At 56.7% G+C, this 23,278-nt stretch carries 22 protein-coding genes; 10 read left to right on the forward strand and 12 right to left on the reverse strand.

Translation table 11 applies throughout. The features are described from left to right. On the reverse strand, nucleotides 1-1,080 hold a 1,080-nt coding region (locus ACTIKR_RS13160), incomplete at its 3' end, for an aminotransferase-like domain-containing protein (RefSeq protein ID WP_442328063.1). A 120-nt stretch (nucleotides 1,081-1,200) separates the two neighbouring features. Between ACTIKR_RS13160 and ACTIKR_RS13165 the strand changes: the two genes are divergently transcribed. Further along, nucleotides 1,201-1,812: a LysE family translocator gene (locus ACTIKR_RS13165; RefSeq protein WP_193088214.1), complete on the forward strand. Its 612-nt coding sequence runs from the start codon at nucleotides 1,201-1,203 to the stop codon at nucleotides 1,810-1,812. Between the two features lie 49 nt (nucleotides 1,813-1,861). On the opposite strand, the gene ACTIKR_RS13170 is transcribed toward ACTIKR_RS13165, so the two are convergent. From ACTIKR_RS13170 to ACTIKR_RS13195, 6 genes are all read right to left on the reverse strand, one after another. Next, the gene (locus ACTIKR_RS13170) at nucleotides 1,862-2,641 is read right to left on the reverse strand and encodes a polysaccharide deacetylase family protein (RefSeq protein ID WP_193088213.1); all 780 of its coding nucleotides are present in this window, start codon (nucleotides 2,639-2,641) and stop codon (nucleotides 1,862-1,864) included. A gap of 78 nt (nucleotides 2,642-2,719) precedes the next feature. Beyond that, the gene (locus ACTIKR_RS13175) at nucleotides 2,720-3,982 is read right to left on the reverse strand and encodes an acyl-CoA dehydrogenase family protein (RefSeq protein WP_193088212.1); all 1,263 of its coding nucleotides are present in this window, start codon (nucleotides 3,980-3,982) and stop codon (nucleotides 2,720-2,722) included. Between the two features lie 2 nt (nucleotides 3,983-3,984). Next, nucleotides 3,985-5,166: an acyl-CoA dehydrogenase family protein gene (locus tag ACTIKR_RS13180; protein WP_193088211.1), complete on the reverse strand. Its 1,182-nt coding sequence runs from the start codon at nucleotides 5,164-5,166 to the stop codon at nucleotides 3,985-3,987. Beyond that, nucleotides 5,166-6,155, reverse strand: coding sequence for a Bug family tripartite tricarboxylate transporter substrate binding protein (locus tag ACTIKR_RS13185; RefSeq protein ID WP_442328064.1), 990 nt, complete (start codon nucleotides 6,153-6,155; stop codon nucleotides 5,166-5,168). The genes ACTIKR_RS13180 and ACTIKR_RS13185 overlap by 1 nt, the downstream gene beginning before the upstream one ends. A gap of 242 nt (nucleotides 6,156-6,397) precedes the next feature. Further along, entirely contained in the window at nucleotides 6,398-8,563 is a 2,166-nt protein-coding gene (locus ACTIKR_RS13190; protein ID WP_193088209.1) for an acetate--CoA ligase family protein, read from the reverse strand. Next, nucleotides 8,560-9,363, reverse strand: a complete 804-nt coding sequence (locus ACTIKR_RS13195; protein ID WP_193088208.1) for an enoyl-CoA hydratase — start codon at nucleotides 9,361-9,363, stop codon at nucleotides 8,560-8,562. The genes ACTIKR_RS13190 and ACTIKR_RS13195 overlap by 4 nt, the downstream gene beginning before the upstream one ends. A 110-nt stretch (nucleotides 9,364-9,473) precedes the next feature. Here ACTIKR_RS13195 and ACTIKR_RS13200 point away from each other — a divergent pair, with 110 nt between their 5' ends. The 4 genes from ACTIKR_RS13200 to ACTIKR_RS13215 all read left to right on the forward strand — a co-directional run bounded on the left by ACTIKR_RS13200 (nucleotide 9,474) and on the right by ACTIKR_RS13215 (nucleotide 14,404). After that, entirely contained in the window at nucleotides 9,474-10,274 is an 801-nt protein-coding gene (locus ACTIKR_RS13200) for an IclR family transcriptional regulator (protein WP_193088207.1), read from the forward strand. A gap of 56 nt (nucleotides 10,275-10,330) precedes the next feature. Then, on the forward strand, nucleotides 10,331-11,875 hold the full coding sequence (locus tag ACTIKR_RS13205; RefSeq protein ID WP_193088206.1) for a Re/Si-specific NAD(P)(+) transhydrogenase subunit alpha: 1,545 nt from the start codon (nucleotides 10,331-10,333) through the stop codon (nucleotides 11,873-11,875). A gap of 1 nt (nucleotide 11,876) precedes the next feature. Next, nucleotides 11,877-13,268 (forward strand): Re/Si-specific NAD(P)(+) transhydrogenase subunit beta, encoded by a 1,392-nt coding sequence (gene pntB / locus ACTIKR_RS13210; protein ID WP_193088205.1) that lies wholly within the window; start codon nucleotides 11,877-11,879, stop codon nucleotides 13,266-13,268. A 218-nt stretch (nucleotides 13,269-13,486) separates the two neighbouring features. Continuing rightward, complete coding sequence (locus ACTIKR_RS13215) at nucleotides 13,487-14,404, forward strand: pseudouridine synthase (protein WP_193088204.1); 918 nt, start codon at nucleotides 13,487-13,489, stop codon at nucleotides 14,402-14,404. Between the two features lie 20 nt (nucleotides 14,405-14,424). Here ACTIKR_RS13215 and ACTIKR_RS13220 read toward each other — a convergent pair whose 3' ends face one another. The 4 genes from ACTIKR_RS13220 to ACTIKR_RS13235 form a co-directional block, all read right to left on the reverse strand. After that, complete coding sequence (locus ACTIKR_RS13220) at nucleotides 14,425-15,207, reverse strand: phosphodiester glycosidase family protein (RefSeq protein ID WP_193088203.1); 783 nt, start codon at nucleotides 15,205-15,207, stop codon at nucleotides 14,425-14,427. 87 nt (nucleotides 15,208-15,294) lie between these two features. Then, nucleotides 15,295-16,908: a PepSY-associated TM helix domain-containing protein gene (locus tag ACTIKR_RS13225; protein ID WP_193088202.1), complete on the reverse strand. Its 1,614-nt coding sequence runs from the start codon at nucleotides 16,906-16,908 to the stop codon at nucleotides 15,295-15,297. Between the two features lie 90 nt (nucleotides 16,909-16,998). After that, the gene (locus ACTIKR_RS13230) at nucleotides 16,999-17,532 is read right to left on the reverse strand and encodes a DUF2946 family protein (protein WP_193088201.1); all 534 of its coding nucleotides are present in this window, start codon (nucleotides 17,530-17,532) and stop codon (nucleotides 16,999-17,001) included. A gap of 230 nt (nucleotides 17,533-17,762) precedes the next feature. Continuing rightward, nucleotides 17,763-18,587, reverse strand: a complete 825-nt coding sequence (locus ACTIKR_RS13235) for a TauD/TfdA dioxygenase family protein (protein ID WP_193088200.1) — start codon at nucleotides 18,585-18,587, stop codon at nucleotides 17,763-17,765. A 112-nt stretch (nucleotides 18,588-18,699) separates the two neighbouring features. Here ACTIKR_RS13235 and ACTIKR_RS13240 point away from each other — a divergent pair, with 112 nt between their 5' ends. From ACTIKR_RS13240 to ACTIKR_RS13260, 5 genes are all read left to right on the forward strand, one after another. Then, a complete protein-coding gene (locus ACTIKR_RS13240; protein ID WP_193088199.1) occupies nucleotides 18,700-19,599 on the forward strand; it encodes a LysR family transcriptional regulator in 900 nt (299 codons plus the stop codon). Between the two features lie 237 nt (nucleotides 19,600-19,836). Then, nucleotides 19,837-20,832, forward strand: a complete 996-nt coding sequence (locus tag ACTIKR_RS13245; protein WP_193088198.1) for a Bug family tripartite tricarboxylate transporter substrate binding protein — start codon at nucleotides 19,837-19,839, stop codon at nucleotides 20,830-20,832. 5 nt (nucleotides 20,833-20,837) lie between these two features. Continuing rightward, nucleotides 20,838-21,563, forward strand: coding sequence for an SDR family oxidoreductase (locus ACTIKR_RS13250; protein ID WP_193088197.1), 726 nt, complete (start codon nucleotides 20,838-20,840; stop codon nucleotides 21,561-21,563). Nucleotides 21,564-21,582: 19 nt separating this feature from the next. Then, complete coding sequence (locus ACTIKR_RS13255; RefSeq protein ID WP_193088196.1) at nucleotides 21,583-22,344, forward strand: SDR family oxidoreductase; 762 nt, start codon at nucleotides 21,583-21,585, stop codon at nucleotides 22,342-22,344. A 324-nt stretch (nucleotides 22,345-22,668) separates the two neighbouring features. Then, nucleotides 22,669-23,091 carry a VOC family protein gene (locus tag ACTIKR_RS13260; protein ID WP_193088195.1) on the forward strand — a complete coding sequence of 141 codons (423 nt, stop codon included), beginning with the start codon at nucleotides 22,669-22,671 and terminating at the stop codon, nucleotides 23,089-23,091. Between the two features lie 19 nt (nucleotides 23,092-23,110). On the opposite strand, the gene ACTIKR_RS13265 is transcribed toward ACTIKR_RS13260, so the two are convergent. Continuing rightward, nucleotides 23,111-23,278: sulfurtransferase (locus ACTIKR_RS13265; RefSeq protein WP_442328065.1), on the reverse strand; the 168-nt coding region annotated here is incomplete at its 5' end.

A 23,278-nucleotide genomic window follows, 5' to 3' on the forward strand; every position in this document is an offset into this window, starting at 1 on the left:
AAACGTGCGCTCGCACTGATCCAGCGTGCTGATACGCAGCGGTGGGCCTGCACTGAGTTCGCTGTAGGTATCATCCTCGACAATCCACATGTCATATTGCTGGGCCAGGCGCAGGACGTCGTGCGCGGCACGTGCGCTCAAGGTAAACCCGGTAGGATTATGCACGGTACTGTTGCAGATGAACAGGACCGGTTTATGCTTGCGACAATGCGCCTCCAGTTGCGTTGTATCGGGCCCCTGCGGTGTTCGCGCCACCGTCAGAATATTCACACCGACCATGCGCAAATAGGCAAACACGACAAACCAGCAAGGCTCTTCAACCACCACATAATCGCCAGGCCGGACCAGTTGACGGATCAACAGATCCACCGAATGCGTCACGCCGGTGGTCAGCAGCACCTCGCCCGCCGGCTGCACATGCAAGTCGTGCGCAGCCAACTGAGCCATGATGGTCTGGCGCAACGGCGCAAAACCAAAGGGCTCGCCATACATGAGCGCAGATGGCTGCATCTTGCGGGCCACTTTGCGAATGGAACGCGCGACGATCTCGGTGTCCAGCCACTCCTGCTTCAGCCCCAGATTGTTTTGCTGCGAAAACAGGCGATTCAGAATCCAGGGGACATCAATTTTATCCTGGGACAGTGTCGGTACGATCTCGCCGCTTTTTATGCCCCGTGCCGGCTGTCTTTTATGCTGAACGAAATAGCCGGACCGGGCGTTGGCGGTAATGTGATTGGTCGCAACCAGGCGATCATACGCTTCGACAATCGTATAGCGACTGACATTCAATTCCTGCGCCAGCAGCCGCACGGACGGCAGGCGACTGCCCTGCCTGAACACATTCTGCTCAATGCAGACAACAAAACGATCCACAATCTGGTCCACCAGGGTGTGCGAACCCGACCGCACCGGCTGCCAATGGGCCAGCAGCGGCGCCCCCGGGGTTTGATGGTCGTGATCGACATGGGTATCAGCGACCCCTGCGGGCGCAGGTGGCGATTGGTCGTTGCGACGGCCATCGCTGGCAGCGGATCGCTTAAGCAGTTGGGCAGAAACGGGAGGGCTGGGTTGGCTTGTCATCAATCTGTTCCGGTAAAAGCAGCAGTACAGGAAGGAAAAAACAGCACACAACTGTATCGGTACTGTACCGGTATCTTGTCATATAGTGTCTGTTCACGCAAGACCTGTATCGAGACTCTCATGACTTACACCATGCTCATGGCATTTGCCATTTTTATCGCCGTCTCTTCGGTAACCCCGGGGCCCAACAACCTCATGCTGCTGTCCTCTTCGGTCAATTTCGGGGTGCGCCGCACCATTCCGCACTGCCTGGGAATCAGTGCGGGCATGGGGCTTATGATCGTGCTGATGTCTTTCGGCCTGCATTGGGTCATGCTGCACGCCGGCTGGCTGATTGATCTACTGAAGATCGCCTCGCTGGCCTACTTGCTGTGGCTGGCCTGGAAAATAGCCTCAATTACCCCGACGCCGCTTTCCGTCCAGAACGAAGCGTCCCCTTTCGGTTTCTGGAACGCCGTGCTGTTCCAGTGGATCAACCCCAAGGCCCTGATCATGGTGATCAGCATGTTCAGCATCTATGTACCAGACAATATCGGACAGCTGACCCTGCTGCAAATTTCCCTGATGGCAATCGTCATCAATCTGTTGTGCATCAGTGTGTGGATGTTTGGCGGAACCCTTATGCGCAGGCTGTTTACCACGGCAGCAACGCAACGCGGCTTCAACATCGTGATGGCGCTGCTGCTCGTCGCCTCTGTCGTACCCATGGTGTCCGCCGATCTTGGCATATAAGCGCGTCCAAGGGCGTGTGCGCGGCGGCCGCCCGGTTACGGAACCGGTATCAGGGCTGCAGCGTCTCGGGCGACAGGAGAACACAAGTGAAATTTCTCCGCTTTATTTCCTGCAGCAGATCGGGCAGGATTTGCGGCGTGACCGCCGGGTAATCATGCAACAGCACGACGGCACCAGGCTCCAGTCTGCCTGTGATACGCGACAGCAGGCGCGCCGGACGGGCAGTCGCCGTATCAAAGGAGCGCAATGACCAGCCCACGCAGGGCAGCCGGCTGGCCCTCACCGCCTTGCCAATCCCCGGATTGACCACACCAAATGGCGGTCGGTACATACGGGGAGTCACGCCGGTAATGGCCGCTATGGTCTCGCTGCAACGCTGTATATCGGCAAGAATCGTGGCCGGCCGCTTAAAAGGCAGGGTATGGGCATGGCTATAGCTGTGGTTGCCAATGGCGTGCCCCTCCTGGACAATCTGCCGCAACAGCTCCGGACGGGCAGCGGCATGAGCGCCCACAATAAAAAACGTCGCCTTCACGTCATGCGCTTTGAGTATGGCCAGAACCTGCGCGGTCCCTTCGGTAGGGCTATCATCGAAACTGATGGCAATCTGCCCGCCTGGTTTTCCGATTGCGCCCCCATCAGGACGAACATGCCTGAGGGTGTCCACAAACAAATTGCTTGCCATATTCATGCTGGCCACGCCAAGCACGGCCACATATAGGGCGACGGTCAGAAATGCCGCTACCGGCCACAGCCAATACAGCAGCACGGCAAGCGCAATAACAAGAAGATGAGCGACCAGAGTGTGGCGGCGGAACCATGAAATCACAGCGATATTTATCTGCACAGGCAAGCGGGTCCATAACAATAGCCAGTGCCCCCCCTGCCGTCAAGCGATATTGTGCACTTATATGGCCATCCGGCCCGCGCTCAGCTGCCACACCTGCTGCAGCCGGTCTGCCTCAGTGTGCCGATGATTCATCATGGCGCAAAGAAAATGCACGCGTTTCAGATAAAAATGCACATCGCATTCCCAGGTCATGCCCAGCGCGCCATGCACCTGCAGGGCATTTCTCACGGCCGTGCTGGCAGCCTGCTGGATCGTATGCTCGGCCAATATCGCCATCAGGGTCGTTTCTTCAATGTATGTCTCGCCCGTTGCGCCCTGATCCGCCCTGTCTTGTGCTTGTGCAGCAAGCGTCGGCCCGGCCAGCTCTGCGCCGCGGCGGACTTCCTGGTCTGGCAATTCAGGGCAAGCCTGTGCCAGATCTGTATTTGCCGAATCCATACACGCTGCAGCCTGTGTCAACAGCAAACGGGCATTGTCCAGGTCCATCCAGTCCTGGGCCAGCCGATGCTTGATCGCCTGAAAACTGCCGATGGGACGGCCAAACTGCTGCCGTTCCCGTGCATACGCACTGGTCATGTCCAGGGCCCGCGCCGCCACCCCCAATAGCTCGGCGGCCACCAGCATACGGGAACGCAGTTCGAAGGCATCCCAACTGACCTTATCACATGCGAAATCGTCCTGCATTTGCCATACAGGTGCGCCCAGCCAGCCGTTATGTATAAACGGATCGATGCCCGGACCGCCAGCGATACCATCAGCCACCCTGGCCCAAACCTTGCCTTGCGCATAGCTCAGGAACAATATCTGGCTGTCATGACGACAATACGGTACAAACAGTCTGTTTTGGCCGGCATCGATGGCAAATCCGGCAAGGCGTCCATCATGCATGCAGCGATCAAGCCATTGAGATACCGGGGAGTGCGCAGCCTGCTCAGACAGAAATGCGCTCGTGTTCATCCACGTACCCAGTGGCAGCGGCAGCAATGCGCTGCCAGCCAGCTCCATGACCTTGACGGCCTGCGACATGCCCAGTCCGATACCGCCGCGGGCTTCACCCACCAGCAACCCCGGCCAGCCCAGTTCGCACAACTGCGACCACAACCTGGCAAATATATGGCCATTACAACTGGCATCATCGGCAGCGACCTTGCCGCTCGGCAGCGATGCCGACCCGGGCGCTGGCCGTAAGACGCCCCCTGATACGCCCCCTGCAAGTGGTTTGTCTGTCAGCAAGGCGCCACGCAGCGCCGTCAGCGGGCATTGCTCGGCAAGAAACCGCCGGACCGGGTCTAGCAGCAAATCGTCATCGGTATGTTGCATCTCTATCCCTTTGCCAGTCCCAGTACTTTTTCACCGATAATGTTGCGCTGAATTTCCGAGGTGCCGGCCAAAATGGTCTCGGCCCGTGACCACAGGCTGGCATGCGCAAAGAATGCCGCTTCGGCCTGCATCTGCATGGCAGGCGCGCACAGGTTCAATCCAAGCAATTCCAGCGCCAAATCCAGCATGCGCTGGTGCGCCTCGCTCCAATGCACCTTGGTTGACGAACCTTCAGGGCCTGGCGGATCTCCGTTCATGGCGGCCAGCAAAGCGCGACGTGATTTCAACTGCAATACCATGCTATCGGCGAACAAGGCTGCCCAGCGTTGTCGGTAGTTCTGCAGCGCGATCGGGCTCAAACCCTGCGCCACGCTGTCGATCAGCCCGCGCACCCGCCCCAGCTCGCCTTCGAACTGCACCAGCCGGGGAATGAAATAGGTGCCGCGTTCGAAGCTGGCTGCAGCCATCGCCATCCGCCAGCCATCGCCCTCCTGACCAAGCAGGCAATCCGATGGCACATTGACCTGTTCAAAAAAAACTTCACAGAACTCTGCCTCGCCGGTCAGTTGCCGAATGGGCTCGACCCGGACACCGGGCTGGCGCATGTCCACCAGCAGAAAACTCAAGCCGCGGTGTCGTTGCGCGTTCGGGTCGGTACGAACCAAAGCAAAACAGTAATCGGCAAGATTGGCAAAGGACGTCCAGATTTTGTGCCCATCCAGAACATAGCCGCCGTCCGTTTTACGCGCCCGGCTGGTTACCGCCGCCAGATCGGAACCAGCCCCCGGTTCCGAATAACCCTGGCACCAGATCGCTTCATTGTGCAAAATAGCCGGTAAATACCGCGCCTTTTGCGCCGGCGAACCAAAGTGCAATAGCGTCGGCGCGAAAATGCCATGTCCGATCAGATTAACCCCGAGAGGCGCGCCACTGCGGGCCAGCTCTTCCAGATATATGGCCTGATGTGACAGCGGCAGCGCCTTGCCCCCATATTCCCGCGGCCAGCCAAGTCCGGACCAGCCGTGGCGGCACAGGGTATCTTCCCAGGCTCGCCGGTATTGCAGCGAGACCGGATCGATCCTGCCGGGCCAGTCACGCTGGAACTGCGCATAATGCTCTGCCATCCACGCCCTGACATAAGCACGGAACGCCTCGGGGCTTTGTGGCAGCATTTCATCTGTCATTATGGGTTCACCGTAATATTGGCCTTGCGGATCACTTCGCCCCAGGTTTTGACATCCTTGCTGATGAACTGGCCGAAAGTGGCCGGATCGCTGGCAATCACATCCAGCCCCAGCGTTTTGAATTTCGCTTTCACATCGTCCTGCTGCACGCTCTCATGCACCGCCTTGTAAATCACCTGCGCGACCTCGGCAGGCGTGCCTTTGGGCGCGACCAGCCCCAGCCAGGGCATGGCAGAAAAACCGGGCACCGCCTGGGCAATGGTCGGCATATCGGGAATAGAAGGCGACGGTTTGTCCGTCGTCACAGCCAGCACCTTCACTTTGCCTGCCTTGGCATAAGGCCCGGTTGATGCCCAGGCATCGAACATGACCTGCACCCGCCCGGAGATCAGATCAGTCAACGCCGGCGCACTGCCTTTATAAGGAATATCCTGCATGTCGACATTGGCCATATTCTTGAACATCTCGGCTTCCAGTTGCGTCGAGGATCCGGTGCCCAGCGAGGCGTAGCTCACCTTGCCCTTGTTTTGCTTCAGATATTCGATCAGCTCTTTTACGTTCTTGACCGGCACCTCAGGGTTGACAGAGATAACATGGACCACCGAGGCAACCTGGGTAATCGGCACAAAGCTTTTCACCGGGTCGTATTTGACGTTCTTGTTGATGCTGGGAATCGTGCCCAGCGAAGATGCGGCCAGCAGTAGCGTATAGCCGTCGGGCTTGGCGTTCGCCACATGCTGCGACGCGATCAGCGTGCCTGCGCCCGGTTTGTTTTCCACAATCACCGGCTGCTTGACCTTCTGACCAATCTTGTCAGCAAGCAATCGGCCCAGGGTATCGGCGGCACCGCCGGCAGCAAAGGGGATCACGATCGTAATTGGCTTGTCCGGGTAAGCTGCCCGTGCCGCTCCCGGCAAGATCGCCAGCGCACCCGTTGCCATCAGCAAGGCCGGGCCCATCCACTTGAGTAAGGTTTGTTTTTTTTGCATTGTTTGTCTCCGTTCTGTTTTATTCAATTGACTTCAAACCACGTGTTGCTACCACAACTGCATTTCGGATACGTTACTTTCATGACAACGGTACTTACGGACACCTCTGCCGCTCTAGTCGGCACGGCGGCTCTTACCCGTCTGTCATCCCTGCATTAGCTCTGTGCCGGTCCGGCCACTGAGGCAGACAGCAGCGCCTACCAAAAAAGAACATCTACGCAGACCAGGCCGCTACCGTATGATCACCCCTGCACCACTGATGCCTGCGTCGCTGTATCTGCAAGCAGCAGGGCGTCCAGCATCGCCACGCCCGAGCCGGCTTGCCGCACCAGCAACGGATTGATTTCGATCTGATCCAGTATCGGCTGGCCCGCCACAAATGCGTGCCCCACAGCCACCATGGCTTGTGCTGCGGCATCCACGTCTGCGCTTGGTCGACCGCGAAAACCGTCCAGCAAGGCAAAGGCCTTCAGGCTGCGCAGCAGTTGCACCGCCTCGCTGTGTGTGACCGGCAAAAGAGCATGTGCCGTATCACGATATATTTCGGTCATGATTCCGCCCAGCGCCACCGTTAACACCGGTCCGAATACAGGGTCGCGCGTAGCGCCCACCAACAACTCAGCCACGCCCTGCTGCATTGGCGTGATCATCACACCTGCAATCGCCGCGCCGGGCTGATAGTTGCGGCAGTTTTCCAAAATTTGCTCATATGCCTGGGCCGCAGCCTGCGCGCCCGTGATATTGAGCAACACGCCACCTGCCTCTGTCTTGTGCGCCAGATCGGCGCTGACCACTTTCATCGCCAGCGGCACGCCTAACTGGTCAGCCAGCGCAGCCGCTTCTTCACGCGTCCCGACAATGCGCACATCCGGATCAGGCAAACCGAAACCAGCCAGGTAGTGGCGGGCGTCCCCTTCGTGACAGGGTAAATGTGGCACATCAATCCGGGCATGGCCGCTCGCCGCCTTGACTCGCCCGGCCATCGGTTGCGAATCAATCCACGTATGGCCATCACAAGTGTCATCAACTGGCGCATTCGGCTGGCCACGACGTTCCTGCCAAGTCAAAAACGGTCCCAATGCCCTGACCGCATGTCCCAAATCGTCAAACACGGCAACGCCCGCCTCACGCAAGGCCTGACGGCAGCTCGCGCTGCCGGTATCGATTGCAACAAAAAGGCGCGGATATTTCTGTACGACATCAATCAGCGGCTGCGCCATGCGGTCCAGCATATACCCTGGCGCATTGATCACCACCGTGTCCAGTGCGGGCGTGATCGCCAGCGCTTGTAGCACCTGCACGATAAATTGCGGATCATTGACAATATTGCCGGTCACATCCACAGGGTTGCCCACCATGCCATAAGCCGGAATGCCCTGGCGCAGTTGCGCCTGTACATCGTCGGGAAGATCCGGCAACTGCAGGCCGGCCTGAATGAAACGATCGGTCAGGATCGCACCCAGTGCGCCCGACATGGTCACCACGCCAATGCGCGCGCCTGCGGTCCGATGGCGCAGCCGCGCCAGCATGGCTATATTGGCCATTTGCGCGAAGTCGTCTGCAGCAATCACATTCAGATCGCGAAAGGCTGCTTCGTATATCTTTTGATCGCCCGCCAAAGCAGACGTATGCGATTGCACGGCCACCGCGCCCTTGTCGGTCACGCCTGCCTTGAGCACCACCAGCACTTTGCCCTGCGCCTGAAAGCGCCGGCAGGCGTCAATGAATCGCCGACCATCGCGAATTTGTTCTACATAGCCCAGCACAATCTCGGTATGCGGATCATCCGCAAGATACGCCAGATACTGTGCAAAATCCACCGTCGCCTCATTGCCCGTATTGATGAAATGTGAAACGGGCAAGCCCTGGGCACGCACCAGCCCGTATAGCGCAGAACATACATTACCGCTTTGCGTGAGCACGCTGACGCAGCCTGTATCGCTTTGCATGCTGGCGGTTTTGAAGATGGCGGCAAATGCCGTGAATGCACGCGTATTCAGGTTGGCCAGGCCCATGCAGTTGGGGCCGGCCACCTGCATGCCGCTTTCTCGGCAAAACTGCACCAGTTCCTGCTGCAGCAGCAAGCCTGCTGCGCCCTCTTCAGCAAATCCTGCGGCATAGACCACGGCAGCGCGAATGCCAACGGCATGACAGCGCCGCAACATGGCGGTCACATCGCGGGCGCCAATGGCCAGGACAGCCAGATCCGGCACTTCGGGCAAGTCTTCGACCTGCGCGTAACAGCGATAACCGAACACTTCGTCATATTTTGGGTTGACCGGATAGACCTCTCCGGCAAAACCGAAGTGCGACAACAGCTCCAGCGGCATGCCGCCAATGCGGCCGGCATTGTCGCTGGCCCCGATCATCGCAATGGAACGCGGATTCAATAACGGTTCAAGACTCATGCACTGTCACCGCTTTTGTTGCGCTGGATCGCCTGGGCCAGACCTTTTTTCTTGACCTGGGCAAACTCGTCGCTCATATGCGAAAGCTGATGAACATCAAAATGAGCAGACAGTGCGGTACGCAGACCCTGTGCATCCAGTGTCCGGTTCAGCGATTTTTTGACCAGCGTGAGGGCAAACGGCGGTGCCGCTGCAACCCGTCGCGCCAGCGCCATGGTTTCATCGTTCAGTTGCGCGCGCGGGACAACGCGGTTGACCATGCCCATTTGCAAGGCCTGCTCGGCGGTTACTCGCTCGCCGGTAAACAACATTTCCTTTGCGCAACGCAATCCCATGACCCATGGATGAATCAGGACCTCGGTGGCTGCAGCTGCCAGCGTATGACAAACGGGATCGGAAAAAAACGCGTCGTCGGAACAGACCACCAGATCGCACATATTGGCGATCATGAAGCCGCCGGACACGCAGGCCCCTTGCACCCGGGCGATGACCGGCTTGGGAAAATCCCAGATTCTCATGCAGTAATCAAAGTACCGCAGCGACTCGTAGGCCCAGCGCTGCTCTACGCTGAAATCGGCACGGCTGGCCTGGGCTTCCTTCAAATCATGGCCGGCAGAAAAATGGTCACCTGCGCCGCCAATAATCACGACCCTGACAGTTTGATCGGCAGCGGCCTCACGCATGGCCTGATCCAGTTCATCCAGCAGCGCCTGGCTCTGCGCATTGCGCGCCCCGGCCCGCGCCAATGTCATCGTTCGTATGGCGTCCTGATCCGATACCTCTATATGCTGATAGCCCATTGTCTCTTCCTTTATGACCCATGGCGAGGTCTGTTGAATGTCGCTTTTGATTGCATTAACGCATCAACCACTCCTACAATACAAAATGTTTTTTAATAAATTCCCATATTATGGACACCAAACAGCAAGCCGGCGCACAGAGCATCCGCCGCGCACTCTCGCTGCTGCGCCTGATCGCGCAGCACAATGAACACGGCCTGACGCTGAGTGAGCTGACCGCCTTAAGCGGGCTGGAACGCTCCACGGCGCATCGGCTGCTCACCTGCCTGCTCGAAGAAAATTTTGCGCGCCGCGAAACCGACGGCAAACGCTTTCAACTGGGCATCGACGCCATGCAAATGGGTTTTTCCACCATGCACCATGCGCCGGTGATCGATCAATTGCGCCCCCTGGCCATGAAGCTGTCGCGCCTGTCCGAAGACACCGTCTTCCTGGTCATACAGCAAGCCGATCAGGTGCTGTGCCTGCTTCGCGAACACGGTGCATTTCCGGTGCGCATATTCACCATTGGCGTCGGTGAAAGGCGTCTTCTGGGCATTGGCGCCGGCGGCCTCGCATTGCTGGCAACACATACCGACGCCGACATCGAGGTGATCTACAAACGGCATGAACAGATCTATCGCAAGTCGGGGTTGTCATTGCCCATGCTGCTGGAAAAATGCCACCTGACCAGGCGCAACGGCTATGCCTCGATTGAAAGCACCATCACACCCGGCGTTGCCGGCGTGGGCTATGCATTCTCGGTCTCAGCCATCACGCAAGTGGCCTTCAGCTTTGGCGCAATCACGCCGCGTCTGACTGGCCAACGGCGCACGCAAATGGGTCACCTGCTGATTGAGGAATGCACAATCTGGCAGCAAAAACGCCTGATCAGGCCAATCGCCTTGCAAAACACGTCAGTCTCCGTATGATGTAACTTTCCGGTTACTGACGCCCCGAAAACGGGGAGGCTACAAAGGAGATCTGCATGCAGATAGGGATAGTAAAAGAACAACTTGCCGGGGAGACGCGTGTCGCCGCCACGCCGACCTCGGTAGAACAGCTGCTCAAGCTGGGATTCACCGTTGTGATCGAATCAGGCGCAGGCGCCGCAGCAAGCTTTGACGATGCCGCCTACGAAAAGGCGGGCGCCAGCATCGCCCCTGCCGATCAGGTGTGGCAATCTGACCTCGTCTACAAGGTCAATGCGCCCGACGACACTGAAATTGCCCGCATGAAAACGGGCGCCACGCTGGTCAGTTTCATCTGGCCGGCACAAAATCCCGAACTCGTGCAGAAACTGTCTGAGCACGGCATCACCGTGCTGGCCATGGACATGGTGCCGCGTATTTCGCGCGCCCAATCGCTTGATGCCTTGTCATCCATGGCCAATATTGGCGGCTATCGCGCCGTTATTGAAGCCGCGCATCATTTCGGACGCTTTTTCACTGGCCAGATCACTGCTGCCGGCAAAGTGCCACCAGCCAAAGTGCTGGTTATCGGTGCCGGTGTGGCCGGTCTGGCAGCCATTGGTACCGCAGGTTCGCTGGGCGCTATCGTACGCGCCTTCGATACCCGCCTGGAAGTGGCCGAACAAATTGAATCGATGGGCGGCCAGTTCCTGAAACTGGAGTTTGGCGATGAAAACGGCTCGTCTTCCGACGGCTATGCCAAAACCATGTCCGAAGAATTCATCAAGGCGGAAATGGCGCTGTTCGCCGAGCAGGCCAAAGAAGTGGATATCATCATTACCACAGCCCTGATTCCCGGCAAACCTGCACCCAAGCTGATCACACGTGAAATGGTCGACTCCATGCGCGCCGGTTCGGTCATCGTGGATATGGCTGCCGCAGCTGGCGGCAATTGCGAATACACCGAGCCCGGCCAGGTCATCACGACCGCGTCCGGCGTCAAGGTCATTGGCTATACCGACCTGCCCGGCCGCCTGCCCGCCCAGTCTTCACAACTGTACGCCACCAACCTTGTGAATCTGAGCAAGCTCATGAGCAAGGAAAAAGACGGGCAGATTCTGCTGGACCAGGAAGACACTGTTTTTCGCAATATGACCGTTGTGCATAACGGCAGCGTTACCTACCCGCCTCCGGCGATTCAGGTCTCCGCAGCGGCCAACAAGCCTGCAGCCAAGAAAGTAGAACCCAAACCAGTCAAACCACCCAAATCGCCCGCCTTCAAATTCGGCGTCCTGGCCCTGGTATGCGTGATTTTTGCCTGGATCGGCACCAACGCGCCCGCAGAATTTCTGTCTCACTTCACGGTGTTTGTCCTGTCCTGCGTTGTCGGCTATTACGTGGTCTGGAACGTGACACACGCCCTGCACACACCATTGATGTCGGTCACCAATGCCATTTCCGGCATCATTGTGATCGGCGCCGTGGTGCAGATCGGCCACGGCTCCGGCCTGGTCAATATCCTGGCCTTTATCGCCATCCTCATTGCCAGCATTAACATTGCCGGTGGTTTCCTCGTTACACGGCGCATGCTGAAAATGTTCATGAAAGGCAAAGGAGAATAAGATGGGTGCAGGATTCGTTACGGCCGCGTACATTATTGCGGCATTGTTTTTCATTGCCAGTCTGGCCGGTCTGTCCCGCCAGGACACCGCCCGTTATGGCAACGGTTTCGGCATGGCCGGGATGGCCATCGCCTTGATCGCAACCATTTTGGGCCCCAACTCCGCCTCGGTGATCTGGGTGATCGTGGCCATGCTGATCGGCGGCGCCATTGGCCTGCATCTGTCACGCAAGGTAGAGATGACCCAGATGCCTGAACTGGTTGCCGTTTTGCACAGTTTCGTGGGTCTGGCCGCCGTGCTGGTCGGCTATAACAGCTATATCGAAGCACAACAGCACGCCATGCCCGAAGGCGCGTTACTCAATATTCACCTGACCGAGGTATTCCTGGGCGTGTTCATTGGCGCAGTCACCTTTACCGGTTCGATTGTGGCCTTTGGCAAGTTGCGCGGCAGCTTCAGCTCCAAGCCGCTGTCTTTGCCACACAAACACAAGCTCAATGCCGCGGCGCTGGTTGTGTCTTTCATCCTGCTGTGGATCTTCGTCTCTAACGGCGGCTCCACAACGGCACTGATTATCATGACCATCATTGCACTGGCCTTCGGCTGGCATCTGGTCGCATCCATTGGCGGCGCCGATATGCCGGTTGTAGTTTCCATGCTCAACTCATACTCAGGCTGGGCCGCAGCGGCAGCCGGCTTCATGCTGGCCAATGACCTGCTGATCGTGACCGGCGCCCTGGTCGGTTCATCCGGCGCCATTCTGTCCTACATTATGTGCAAGGCCATGAATCGCTCGTTTTTATCAGTGATTGCCGGCGGGTTCGGCACGGATGGTAGCAGCAGTGGTAGCAGCGAAGAAGAGACCGGCGAATACCGTGAGATCAAGCCCGAAGACGTGGCCGAGATGCTCAAGGGCGCCAGTTCCGTGGTCATCGCCCCCGGCTACGGCATGGCGGTGGCGCAGGCGCAGTATCCGGTCGCTGAAATCACATCATTGCTGCGCAAGCAAGGTATTGACGTGCGCTTTGGCATCCATCCTGTTGCAGGCCGCCTGCCCGGTCATATGAACGTGCTGCTGGCCGAGGCCAAGGTTCCCTATGATATCGTGCTGGAAATGGACGAAATCAATGACGACCTTTCTGATACCGATGTGGTCCTGGTCATTGGCGCCAATGATACAGTCAATCCCTCTGCCAGCGAAGACCCGGCCAGCCCCATTGCTGGTATGCCGGTACTGGAAGTGTGGAAAGCGCGTGATGTGGTGGTGTTCAAGCGCTCAATGAACACCGGCTATGCCGGCGTGCAGAACCCGCTGTTCTTCCGCGAGAACTCCAGCATGTGTTTCGGCGACGCCAAGGCAACCGTCGAAGCCATTCTGGCTGCTCTGAGGTAATCTATTGGCAATGGCAGGCATCGTCGCAAGCGGTGCCTGCCGCGAACCGGACAAGCATTAAAGCGGCAGGGCCCTGGTATGTAGCGGACAATGCGCCATGCCAATTGCAATAGCAACAGCACCGCCGCAGCATCATTTCATCTGCCATATACAACCGATCTGCCCGTCCTGCAATTTCCTATTTGCGGTTTTTATTTTCATCACACTTTGCCTGCTGTATGTCTGTGCTCCCCCCGCTTCCTGTCAAAAATGGCGTCGCGCCCAGCCGGGTCTACCTGCCGCGCGAAACCTGGCCCGATCTGCTGAGCTTTATGCTCGCCAAGTTCCCACGTATGGACGCCGACGTTCTTCGGGCAAGGCTGGCCAAAGGCGATATGGTGGACCCGCAGGGCAAGCCATTCTCGCTGGAGAGCCCCTTCCCTCCCGACACCTGGCTCTGGTACTACCGGGAAGTGCCCGTGGAAACGGTCGTTCCGTTCGATATCGACATTCTGTACCAGGATGAATTGCTGATTGCCATCGACAAGCCTCATTTCATGGCCAGTATTCCCGGGGGCCGCCATTTGCACCAGACGGCGCTGGTGCGTCTGCGCGATCAACTGGGTAACCCGCATATCAACCCCATTCACCGACTGGACCGGGACACGGCCGGCGTTCTGGTGTTCTGCGCAGACCGGGATCGCCGCGGCGTGTACCAGACCTTATTCCAAACCCGATCCGTACACAAAATTTATGAAGCAGTCGCACCCTGGCGTGGTGACCTGACGTTCCCCCTATTACGCGAAAGCCTGATCCGTCGCAGCGGACAGGTCTTTGTCATGCACGAAATTGACGGCCTGCCCAACAGCCGCACCCGGATTGAACTTCTGGCGCACAACGGCACACTGGGTCATTACCGGCTGGAGCCGGTCACGGGCAGGAAGCATCAATTGCGCGTGCATATGAATGCCCTGGGCATGCCCATTTGCAATGACGAATACTATCCGGAACTCAAACCGCTGCGCACTGATGAAACATTTGACAACCCCTTGCAGCTGCTGGCGCGCAGCATGCAGTTTACCGATCCGGTGACCGGCATGGAGCGTTATTTCGAAAGTCGACGCGAGCTGGAAATGACAGCCCGAATCCACAAGTGAAATAGTGCGGCGATCAGTGCCTAGCGCACGGTAGTGTCGCGAATACCGAACTGATTTGCGACACTGCGCTCCAGAAACAGCTGACGCGATGGCAGGACGTTAACGCGTTTGTTATTGATGACCAAAGTGGTACTGCTGCCCCCATCCAGATTGATCGCATCGCGCACGCCAAGCGAACGGTACAGCCTGGCAAGCTGGTTCAATGTAAACCCGTCAAAACCAGGCAGCCTGCCTTCTACGACAACAATATAAAGCCAGCGCCCATCACGACTGAGACCCACTGACGTACGCGGATGCGCCCCGCGCGCATTGCGATTGCAACTGGCTGAAGCGCCTCGTGGACAGACATAGGTGCCGCCGCGCAGATTCTGCCATCCTGAAATGACGGTACGCCACTGTGGATCCACCTTGGCCTTATGGTTGGGCTTATCGATCCGGCAACGGTTATCGGCCGTGCAGGCCAGAAACGCGTGCTGGCGCGTATCGCGGGTGTTGCTCCAGCGACGACCATCGCTGATGACCAGGCCCTGCGGCCGGTACTGAGGGTCAAAAAAAGAGGCATTGATGGCGACATTGAGTCGATTGCGAAACGCAAAATTCTTGACTGTGGTGGGTGCCGTTCCAATCGCAGTACCCACCAGCTGAATCGATGGGCAGGACAAATCGATCTTGACGATATGCACATGCGCGCTATTTTGCGACGTATGCGCAATGCAGGGCGAGACCTGTTCGGTGCTCTGTGCAGCCGCAGGTGCAAGCGCTCCCAGGCACCATCCCATCAATACAGCGAGCAGGGTTTTCATACAGCAATGCATCCGTGGGGTTGTTTGTCCAGGGACAGAGTATACCAACCGACAGAATATCCGGTCAGCCTCTCCGACATTCCCTTATCACACCGTGTTTGTCCTGAACCCATTTACGCGACGATAACGAGCCATACACCACCGGTCCAGCAGCCATACTACCAGCATGCTTGCGCCGGTCACAGGAAAGACCAGGCCGAACATCACCAGTCCGATCATCCAGCCCCGCATGCTGGGTAGCGCATCGGGAACGCGGGGCGCGCCCAGACCGCCCGCCGGACGACGTTTCCACCACATGACAAAGCCGGTCACGGCCATGGTGCACAGGCCCAGGGCAATAATGGCACAGAGCAACTGGTTGATCCAGCCGAAATAGGTGCCCATATGCAGGGACACGGCAAAGGAAATAATTCTCGCGATCACGCCGTACTGATCATAGGAAACGCCATTGATGACCCTGCCGCTGTACTGATCCACATTCATCACTTTTTCGCCGGTGGGATCACCCGGGTAATAGGAGACCGAATAGACGCCGGAGCGGTTCGCCGGAAGCGCAATCGAATACTCGTCGGCAATATTGCTGGCGTGCGCCAACGCCATGACCTGATCCAGCGGAATCGGCTCGGCTGCCCCTTCATGCTGGCCATGGCCGCTGGGCATCGCCATCGCATTGTTTGCGCCTGCCTTGTCGGCACCATGGGCAGCATGATTGTCGTGGCCTGGCTGCGCCTCATTCGCCTCATGCGCCTGGTGATGCTGGCCCCGGTGCTCTGCATGCACTGAAGCGCGCGGCTGTTGCGCCGATGATCCCGATTGCGGGACAGGCAGCAGACCCGCCCCCCAGGCAGTATGCTCCAGCGGCAAATCCTGCACGCGGGTGGGCGCAACTGCCTCTGCTTTGTGCCCCTCATGCGCCTGCGACGTGCTGCCAGGTGGATCCGGTGGATAGCCCAAATTGACTTGCGCCACCAACTGCTTGAACTGCGTGCCCCAGGTGCTGGTCCATGGCAGCCCCGACAGGACAAAAAACACCGCGCCGGCAGCCAGGATAATGCCCAATGTTGCATGAATTTCACGCCAGAACGGGCGGCCCTTTTTCTTCACATCCGGCATCATGGCCTGTTTCAGGCCATTTTTCCGACGTGGCCACCACAGCGCCACACCAGTGCCGACCATGATCAGCGTCCAGCAGGCAGCCAGCTCCATCAACACTTCTCCGGTTTTACCCAGCAGCAGACCGCGATGAATCTGGCGCGCCAGGCCGATCCAGTAGGTTGCGTTGAAGTTGAGCGTGGGCATTTTGGCCAGCACCTGGCCCGAATAAGGATTCAAGAAAATACTGGACTTGCCCTGCACCGGATCCGAATAGGTAAATTGCGCGCTGCGATCGGGTGCATTATGAATTTCAGCCGTCAGAATAGGTACGCCGACAGGCGTACTGTCCTGGGCGATTTCATAGAGCGTTTGCTGCGGCAGCCTGGGCGAGGCCTGGGGCGTGACATACAGCTGCGACTTGTAGGCCACCGCCTCGATTTGAGGCTTATACAGATAAATAGTGCCGGTAATACCGAGCACGATCAGCAAAGGCATGACAAACAGGGCGGCATAAAAATGCCAGCGCCAGAGCATGGCATAACGGGCCATCGGCAAGGCGGCCGCACCAGCAGTTTCGGCCGAGGGGTGTCGCGTACGGGACATCATGAGATTTCCTGAAAAACAGATAACGATGCGGCGACAGGATGCACTGCGAGGCTAAGCCGCAGCATCATGTCGACATGGGAACAGCGTTTTTTAGGAAAATACCGGAGGGGCGCGTGACAGGGGCACAAAGGCCGGCTGCGCATAATAGGAGGCATGCTGATGTTGTGGCGCTATCCGGCCGACAAAGCCATAGGACATGGTCGGCAAGTTTGCGCTGTACAGCAACGGCAGATGATGGGTGAAGAAGCCACAATAAAGACATTCGACGTTGTGATCGGCGCTGTGGCCTGAGGAGGCAGGAGAATCACTACCGGCCAGGGAAGCGAACAATGTCGGCATCCCGCCATGCGCGGCGTGAGTAATGCTTAAACCAGCGGTGGCCTCATCAGCGTCTGCGTGTGTGCTGTGGCCGCTGGCCGGCAGCCCGGGCGATGTCGTGCTGTTCTGAGCCACGGCAGGCGCCTGGACAGCCTGCGCACCATAACAGATATCAGCCATGAAAATGTCGTTGCCGCTGCCCTGATAGCGGTTTTTCAATGCATTGACGCCAGGCATGAACACGGCCAGGCATACGGCGAGTATGCCCAGCCACACGGTCATGCGAATGCCTGTCGTTCGTTTCATCGCTGTAATCGGTATTGATCTGCAAAGTAATCCAGCTCAAATTGCCAGACAAAAGCAGTTTACCCGAAAACGCTACAGGCGCAGTACCGATTATCCGGCTCGATGGCAATACGCCTGCCGATGCACTGCGTTCACCAACCCGCTAGCATCGCACAACGCTACGTACTCGTCTGCCTCGGCTTCTTACGTTGCTGTTCAGGAAAAATGCGTGCTCGAGCACTGGGCTGTTTTTACCGAGGCTTGACGCCCTTGACGGTGATGCGATGCATTTCTCGCCGCTGCCCGGGATAATCGTTAATGGCATAATGCATCGTACAGCGGTTATCCCAGAAGGCGATTGAGCCCTTCTGCCATCTGAAGCGGCAGGTGTTTTCAGGCTTTGTACTGTGATCGTATAGATAATTGAGCAAGGGCAGGCTTTCCTCGCGCGTCATGCCCTCGAACGCATGCGTAAAGGGGCGATTGATAAAAAGACATTTCCGCTGGGTCTCTTCGTGAGTACGGATCACCGGATGAGCCACGTAATTTACACCCACTGTCTCCAACAGCTTTGTTGATCGTCCCTCGTTGCGCGCGGCAACATTGCCGGTAAGGTATTCGTTGGTATGGATGGCCGACATGTCTTCAAGCAGCTTTTTCATGCTATCCGAGAGGTTCTCATACGCCCGATAAAGATTGCACCATAGGGTATCTCCCCCGAAAGATGGCACTTGCCGGGCATACAGCACCGAGCCCAGAGGCGGCATTTCCTGATATGTTTCATCGGTATGCCAGGTGTCTCCAATAATCCCAGTATCCGTGGCTTCCTTGATCACGGGCATGATTTGCGGATGAGACTCCAGCGTCTTGTAAACCGGGCTTGTACTGATTTCACCGAATTGCTGCACAAAGGCAATATGTTCCTGCATCGATAACTCTTGATCGCGGAAAAAAATCACACAATGATCCAGCAGAGCCTGACGTACATCGGCCAGAATCGCCGACGAAAACGGCTTGGATACATCCAAACCAAAAATCTCCGCCCCGATGGTTCCGGTAAGCTTCCTGATTTCCATGAAATTGTCCTCCAATTGAGCTCTGATCTGAGCAACAGAGGGGAGTATAATTGTTCACTATTATGATAGTCCAATATAGTTTTATCCCATTATTAATATGAAAATAAGATAAATGATCGATATTAAAAAATTGCGCTATTTTGTCGCCGTCGCAGAGGAACAGCACTTCAGCCGCGCTGCGGAGCGTCTGGGCATCAGTCAGCCGCCTTTGAGCGAGCATATTCGTGCACTGGAACAGGAACTGGGCTGCGCCCTGTTTTGCCGTACCACGCGAAGCGTATCGCTGACCGATGACGGCATAAGTCTTCTTCCTCATGCCCGTCGCATTCTTGCCGATCTTGACCAGTGTGCAGAAGTCATTCGGGATGCCCGATTACGAAACATGAACACCTTGCGCCTTGGAATATTACATGCACATGCCTATACGTTTTTACCGCGATTGCTTGCGCAATGGGCCAACACCCGGAAAGACGTCAGGATCAAGCTGGTTGAACATGCAACACAGAATCAAATCGCCGTCCTGACAACCGAAAATGTCGATCTCGCCTTTGTCCGGGAACCCGTGCATGACCAGAACGTCGTCGTCACTCGGCTATTCTCCGAGCCTTATTGGATTGCCATTCCTGAGGGCTGGACGACCCATGCCGGAGATCAAATATCGGTCACCGAATTGCATAATCAGCCGATGATAGGTTTTCCGAGCCATCATGCCAGCGGCAGCACGCGCGCGTTGTTTCGGGACTTGTTCATCAAGCACAGGATCAAAACGAGTGATTTTCTGCAGATAACCACCATGCATACTGCGCTCGCACTTGTTGCGGCAGGACAGGGCTTCTGTCCCGTACCAAAGTCTCAGCGCAGGCTGTCGATGTATGGAGTGAAATATCTTCCTCTGATGCAGACAAGTCCGCAGTTATCAGTGGGCATTGCAAGCAAACAACACGCAATGGACCCGTTCGTGCAGTCTTTTGTCGATTTTTGCGTCTTGTATTTTAAGCAAGACGATTGGTAGTCAGCACTTGCCCCACTGATCGCGATGTATCGCGTACCGGGCAAAAGGTAATCTAATATTTATAGCAAAACGATTAACAATCAGGCCTTGAAATTGTATAAACCATCGGCACGTCCCATGATACCTTTGTTGATGTCGGCAAACATGGCGTGCACGTTAGCACGACAGGCATGAATCTCAATCGTACGCCCTTCGAATTGAGAACGACCATAAACAAGAGGCTTCGGAGACACTGAAATGAACTATAAAATATTGACATTAGGTGCCATTTCTATACTGGGCACCAGCGTTGTTACTTATTCCCATGCGCAAACAAGCAACGGCGAGCAATGGCCCGCCCATCCGATCACCTGGATCGTCGGCTATGCGGCAGGCGGCACCACAGACATCGTCGCCCGCACCGTCGCAAAAAAAACCTCGGAAAAACTGGGACAGGCCATTATTGTGCTCAACCGGCCAGGCGCCAACAGCAACATCGGCGCTGTCGCTGTCAAACGGGAAAAACCTGACGGGTATACGTTCTATGTGGGCAGCGCTGCCAATACCATCAATCACACGTTCTATAAAGATGCCGGCTATGATATTACGTCGGACTTTGCGGCGGTGTCCCTGTTCGGAATCGTGCCGAATCTGCTGGTGGTCAATCCCAAGCTTTCCATTAAATCGGTCAAAGAATACATCGACTATGCCAAGGCGAACCCGGGCAAGCTGACCTGTGGCTCATCAGGCACAGGCTCCACAATCCATATGTCCTGTGAACTGTTCCAAATCGAAACCGGCACCGATGTTTTGCATGTTCCCTTCAATGGCAGCGGGCCGGCCATGACTGCCTTGTTGGGCGGACAGGTCGATTCCGTTTTTGAAAATATGCCAACTGTCAAACCCAATGTTGATGCCGGCAAGCTTCGTGCACTTGGCGTTACGACCGGAAAAAGATGGCCGTTGACGCCCGATATTCCTACCCTGAGCGAATCCGGCGTACCCGGCTTTGCGGTCCAGACCTGGTTCGGGCTCTTTGCGCCCAAGGGCACTGCCAAACCGACTATCGACAAGATGAATCAGGCGGTAAATATATCGCTCGCCGATAAAGAAACGCAAGATACTCTGGTCAACCGCGGCGTAGGTATGCCACCAGACCCGAATACGCCGCAGGCCTTCTCCGACGTGGTCAAAGCAGATGTCCAGAAATGGGCCAAGGTTGTTAAAGCCTCTGGGGTCATGGCCAAGGAATGACGACAATGGAAAATCCAAGAACCGTGCTTATTACCGGTGCCAGCCGTGGTATTGGACTGGCGCTGGCCGAACGCGCTGACCGGGACGGTCATACGGTTATCGGTCTGGCGCGTTCAGCGCCTGAAGGCGCATTTCCTGGCAAGTTCTACTGTGCGGATTTGGCTGACGCGCGGACAACCGCCGAAACGCTGACTCAGATCTGCGCAGAGAATGAAGTCGACAGCATTGTGAACAACGCCGGGCTGACAACCAATAGCACTGTTCAAGACACCTCCATTGAAGAGCTCGATAGAATCCTTGCTATCAATGTGCGTGCCCCGTTGCAATGTGTGCAAGCCTGCCTGCCGTCCCTGATTCGCTCACAACGAGGAGCAGTGATTAATATTTCAAGCCGGGCAGCGCTTGGAATGCCTCGCCGATCGGCCTATGCGGCTGCAAAAAGCGGCTTGATCGGCTATACCCGAACATGGGCACTGGAACTGGGCAAGCACGGCATCACGGTCAACGCTATTGCGCCGGGACCGATTGGCACTGCGCTTTTTCACAGCAACAATCCCATGACTGAAGAAGAGACGCTGGCACTGCAAAACCGCATCCCTTTGCGTCGGCTGGGAGAACCGAATGACATCGCCGGACCTATCGCGTTCCTACTCTCGAACGACGCACGATTCATGACCGGCCAGGTATTGTATGTTTGTGGCGGGCTTTCGATCGGTGCCGCGCCGATATAACCGCTATCAGAGGAAATGAATGATCAATAACAAACCCGCCGTCGCACTGATAACCGGGGGAGCAGGCAAGATCGGTCTGGCTATTGGTGAGCGTCTTGCGCAAGATGGACACCGAATTGTCCTGGTTGATATTTCAGCATCTGTACACGTTGTGGCGCAGGAACTGCGTGATCGCGCTATCGACGCGCGTGCAGTTCAGATCGATATCACTGATCCCCAGGCAGTCCAGACGCTTCCAGAACAGCTGGGAGATTGGTGGGCAGACTTATCCATTCTCATCAATAACGCAGGCATTTCCCCAAAGGCAAACGGGCAAAAGAGTCCCGTCATGAACATGTCATTGGAAGAATGGAATTCAGTCATGGCGGTCAACCTGAACGGAATGTTTCTGGTTACGCGCACGTGCCTACAAAGTATGCATAACAGGGGATGGGGTCGCATCGTCATGATTGCCAGCCAGGCAGCACGTACCCGCACCATCGTTCCCGGCGCCCACTACCAGGCAAGCAAGGCTGCGACAGTGGGATTTGCGCGCGTGCTGGCAGCAGAGGTTGCACAATACGGCATAACCGTGAACTGTGTCGCACCCGGCCGGATCGAATCGAATATGACTGCCGCTGTCGATACAACGACAAATACTAGTCTGGCCAGCGCAATTCCGGCAGCCCGGATGGGTGCACCGTCAGAAGTCGCCGAGGCTGTAGCCTATTTCACATCTGAACATTCCGGCTACTGCGTCGGCGCAATTCTCGATGTGAACGGCGGAAGTTTCATGCCTTGAAAACATACCACCGCACCCGTACGTTTTTTCATAAAAAGAGCAACCGCTGACGCTATTGGTTTTCCGGGCAATGGCGATACGATGCATATAGAAAAAGATAATGCACTTGTCATAACCAGGCTTTCTGTGTTTTTATTACAAGAACAGCGGGAACGAAAGGAACAACAATATCAGGCATGACGACCGTTCAGGGCAAGGTTCAAAAACTGACCATATCTTTCCTTCACTCCCGCGCTGCCTTGGCTTTGCTTGCGTCAGTCTCATCTGGCAGGCTATCTCATACATCGTTTTATTTACCCGCAGTTTTTTTCAGGAGCGCATCGCATGAAACCCCATATCACCGTTCTGACGCTGGGCGTGGAAGACCTGGAAAAGTCCCTGGCCTTTTATCGAGATGGGCTGGGCCTGGCCACAAAGGGCATCATCGGTACTGAATTCGAAAACGGTGCCGTGGCTTTTTTCGACTTGCACAATGGCCTGAAACTGGCCCTGTGGCCCAGAAAGAGTCTGGCTGTCGATACCGGTCTATCTGAGACACCGCGCTCAATGCTCGAACTGAGTATCGGCCACAATGTAGACAGCAAGGACGAAGTGGATCGCGTAATGCAGGAAGCACAAGCGGCCGGTGCCACCATTGTCAAGCCGGCACAGGATACCTTTTACGGTGGCTATGCCGGCTATTTTTCTGACCCGGACGGTCATCTCTGGGAAGTTGTCTGGAATCCCGAGCTGGCAACACTGGGTTAGCCAACTGAACGCACCCGCGTCACTCCATTGCGACCGGCGCGCCGCCGGTATTGGACCACTGGCTCCATGAGCCGGGATACAGCGCAGCGCCCGATAAACCTGCCACTTCCATGGCCAGCAGATTATGGCAAGCCGTCACACCCGACCCGCACTGACTGATCACGCTCTCGGGCTTTTTCCCCTGCAG

This window comes from Advenella sp., assembly GCF_052108595.1.
Lineage (GTDB): Bacteria > Pseudomonadota > Gammaproteobacteria > Burkholderiales > Burkholderiaceae_B > Advenella.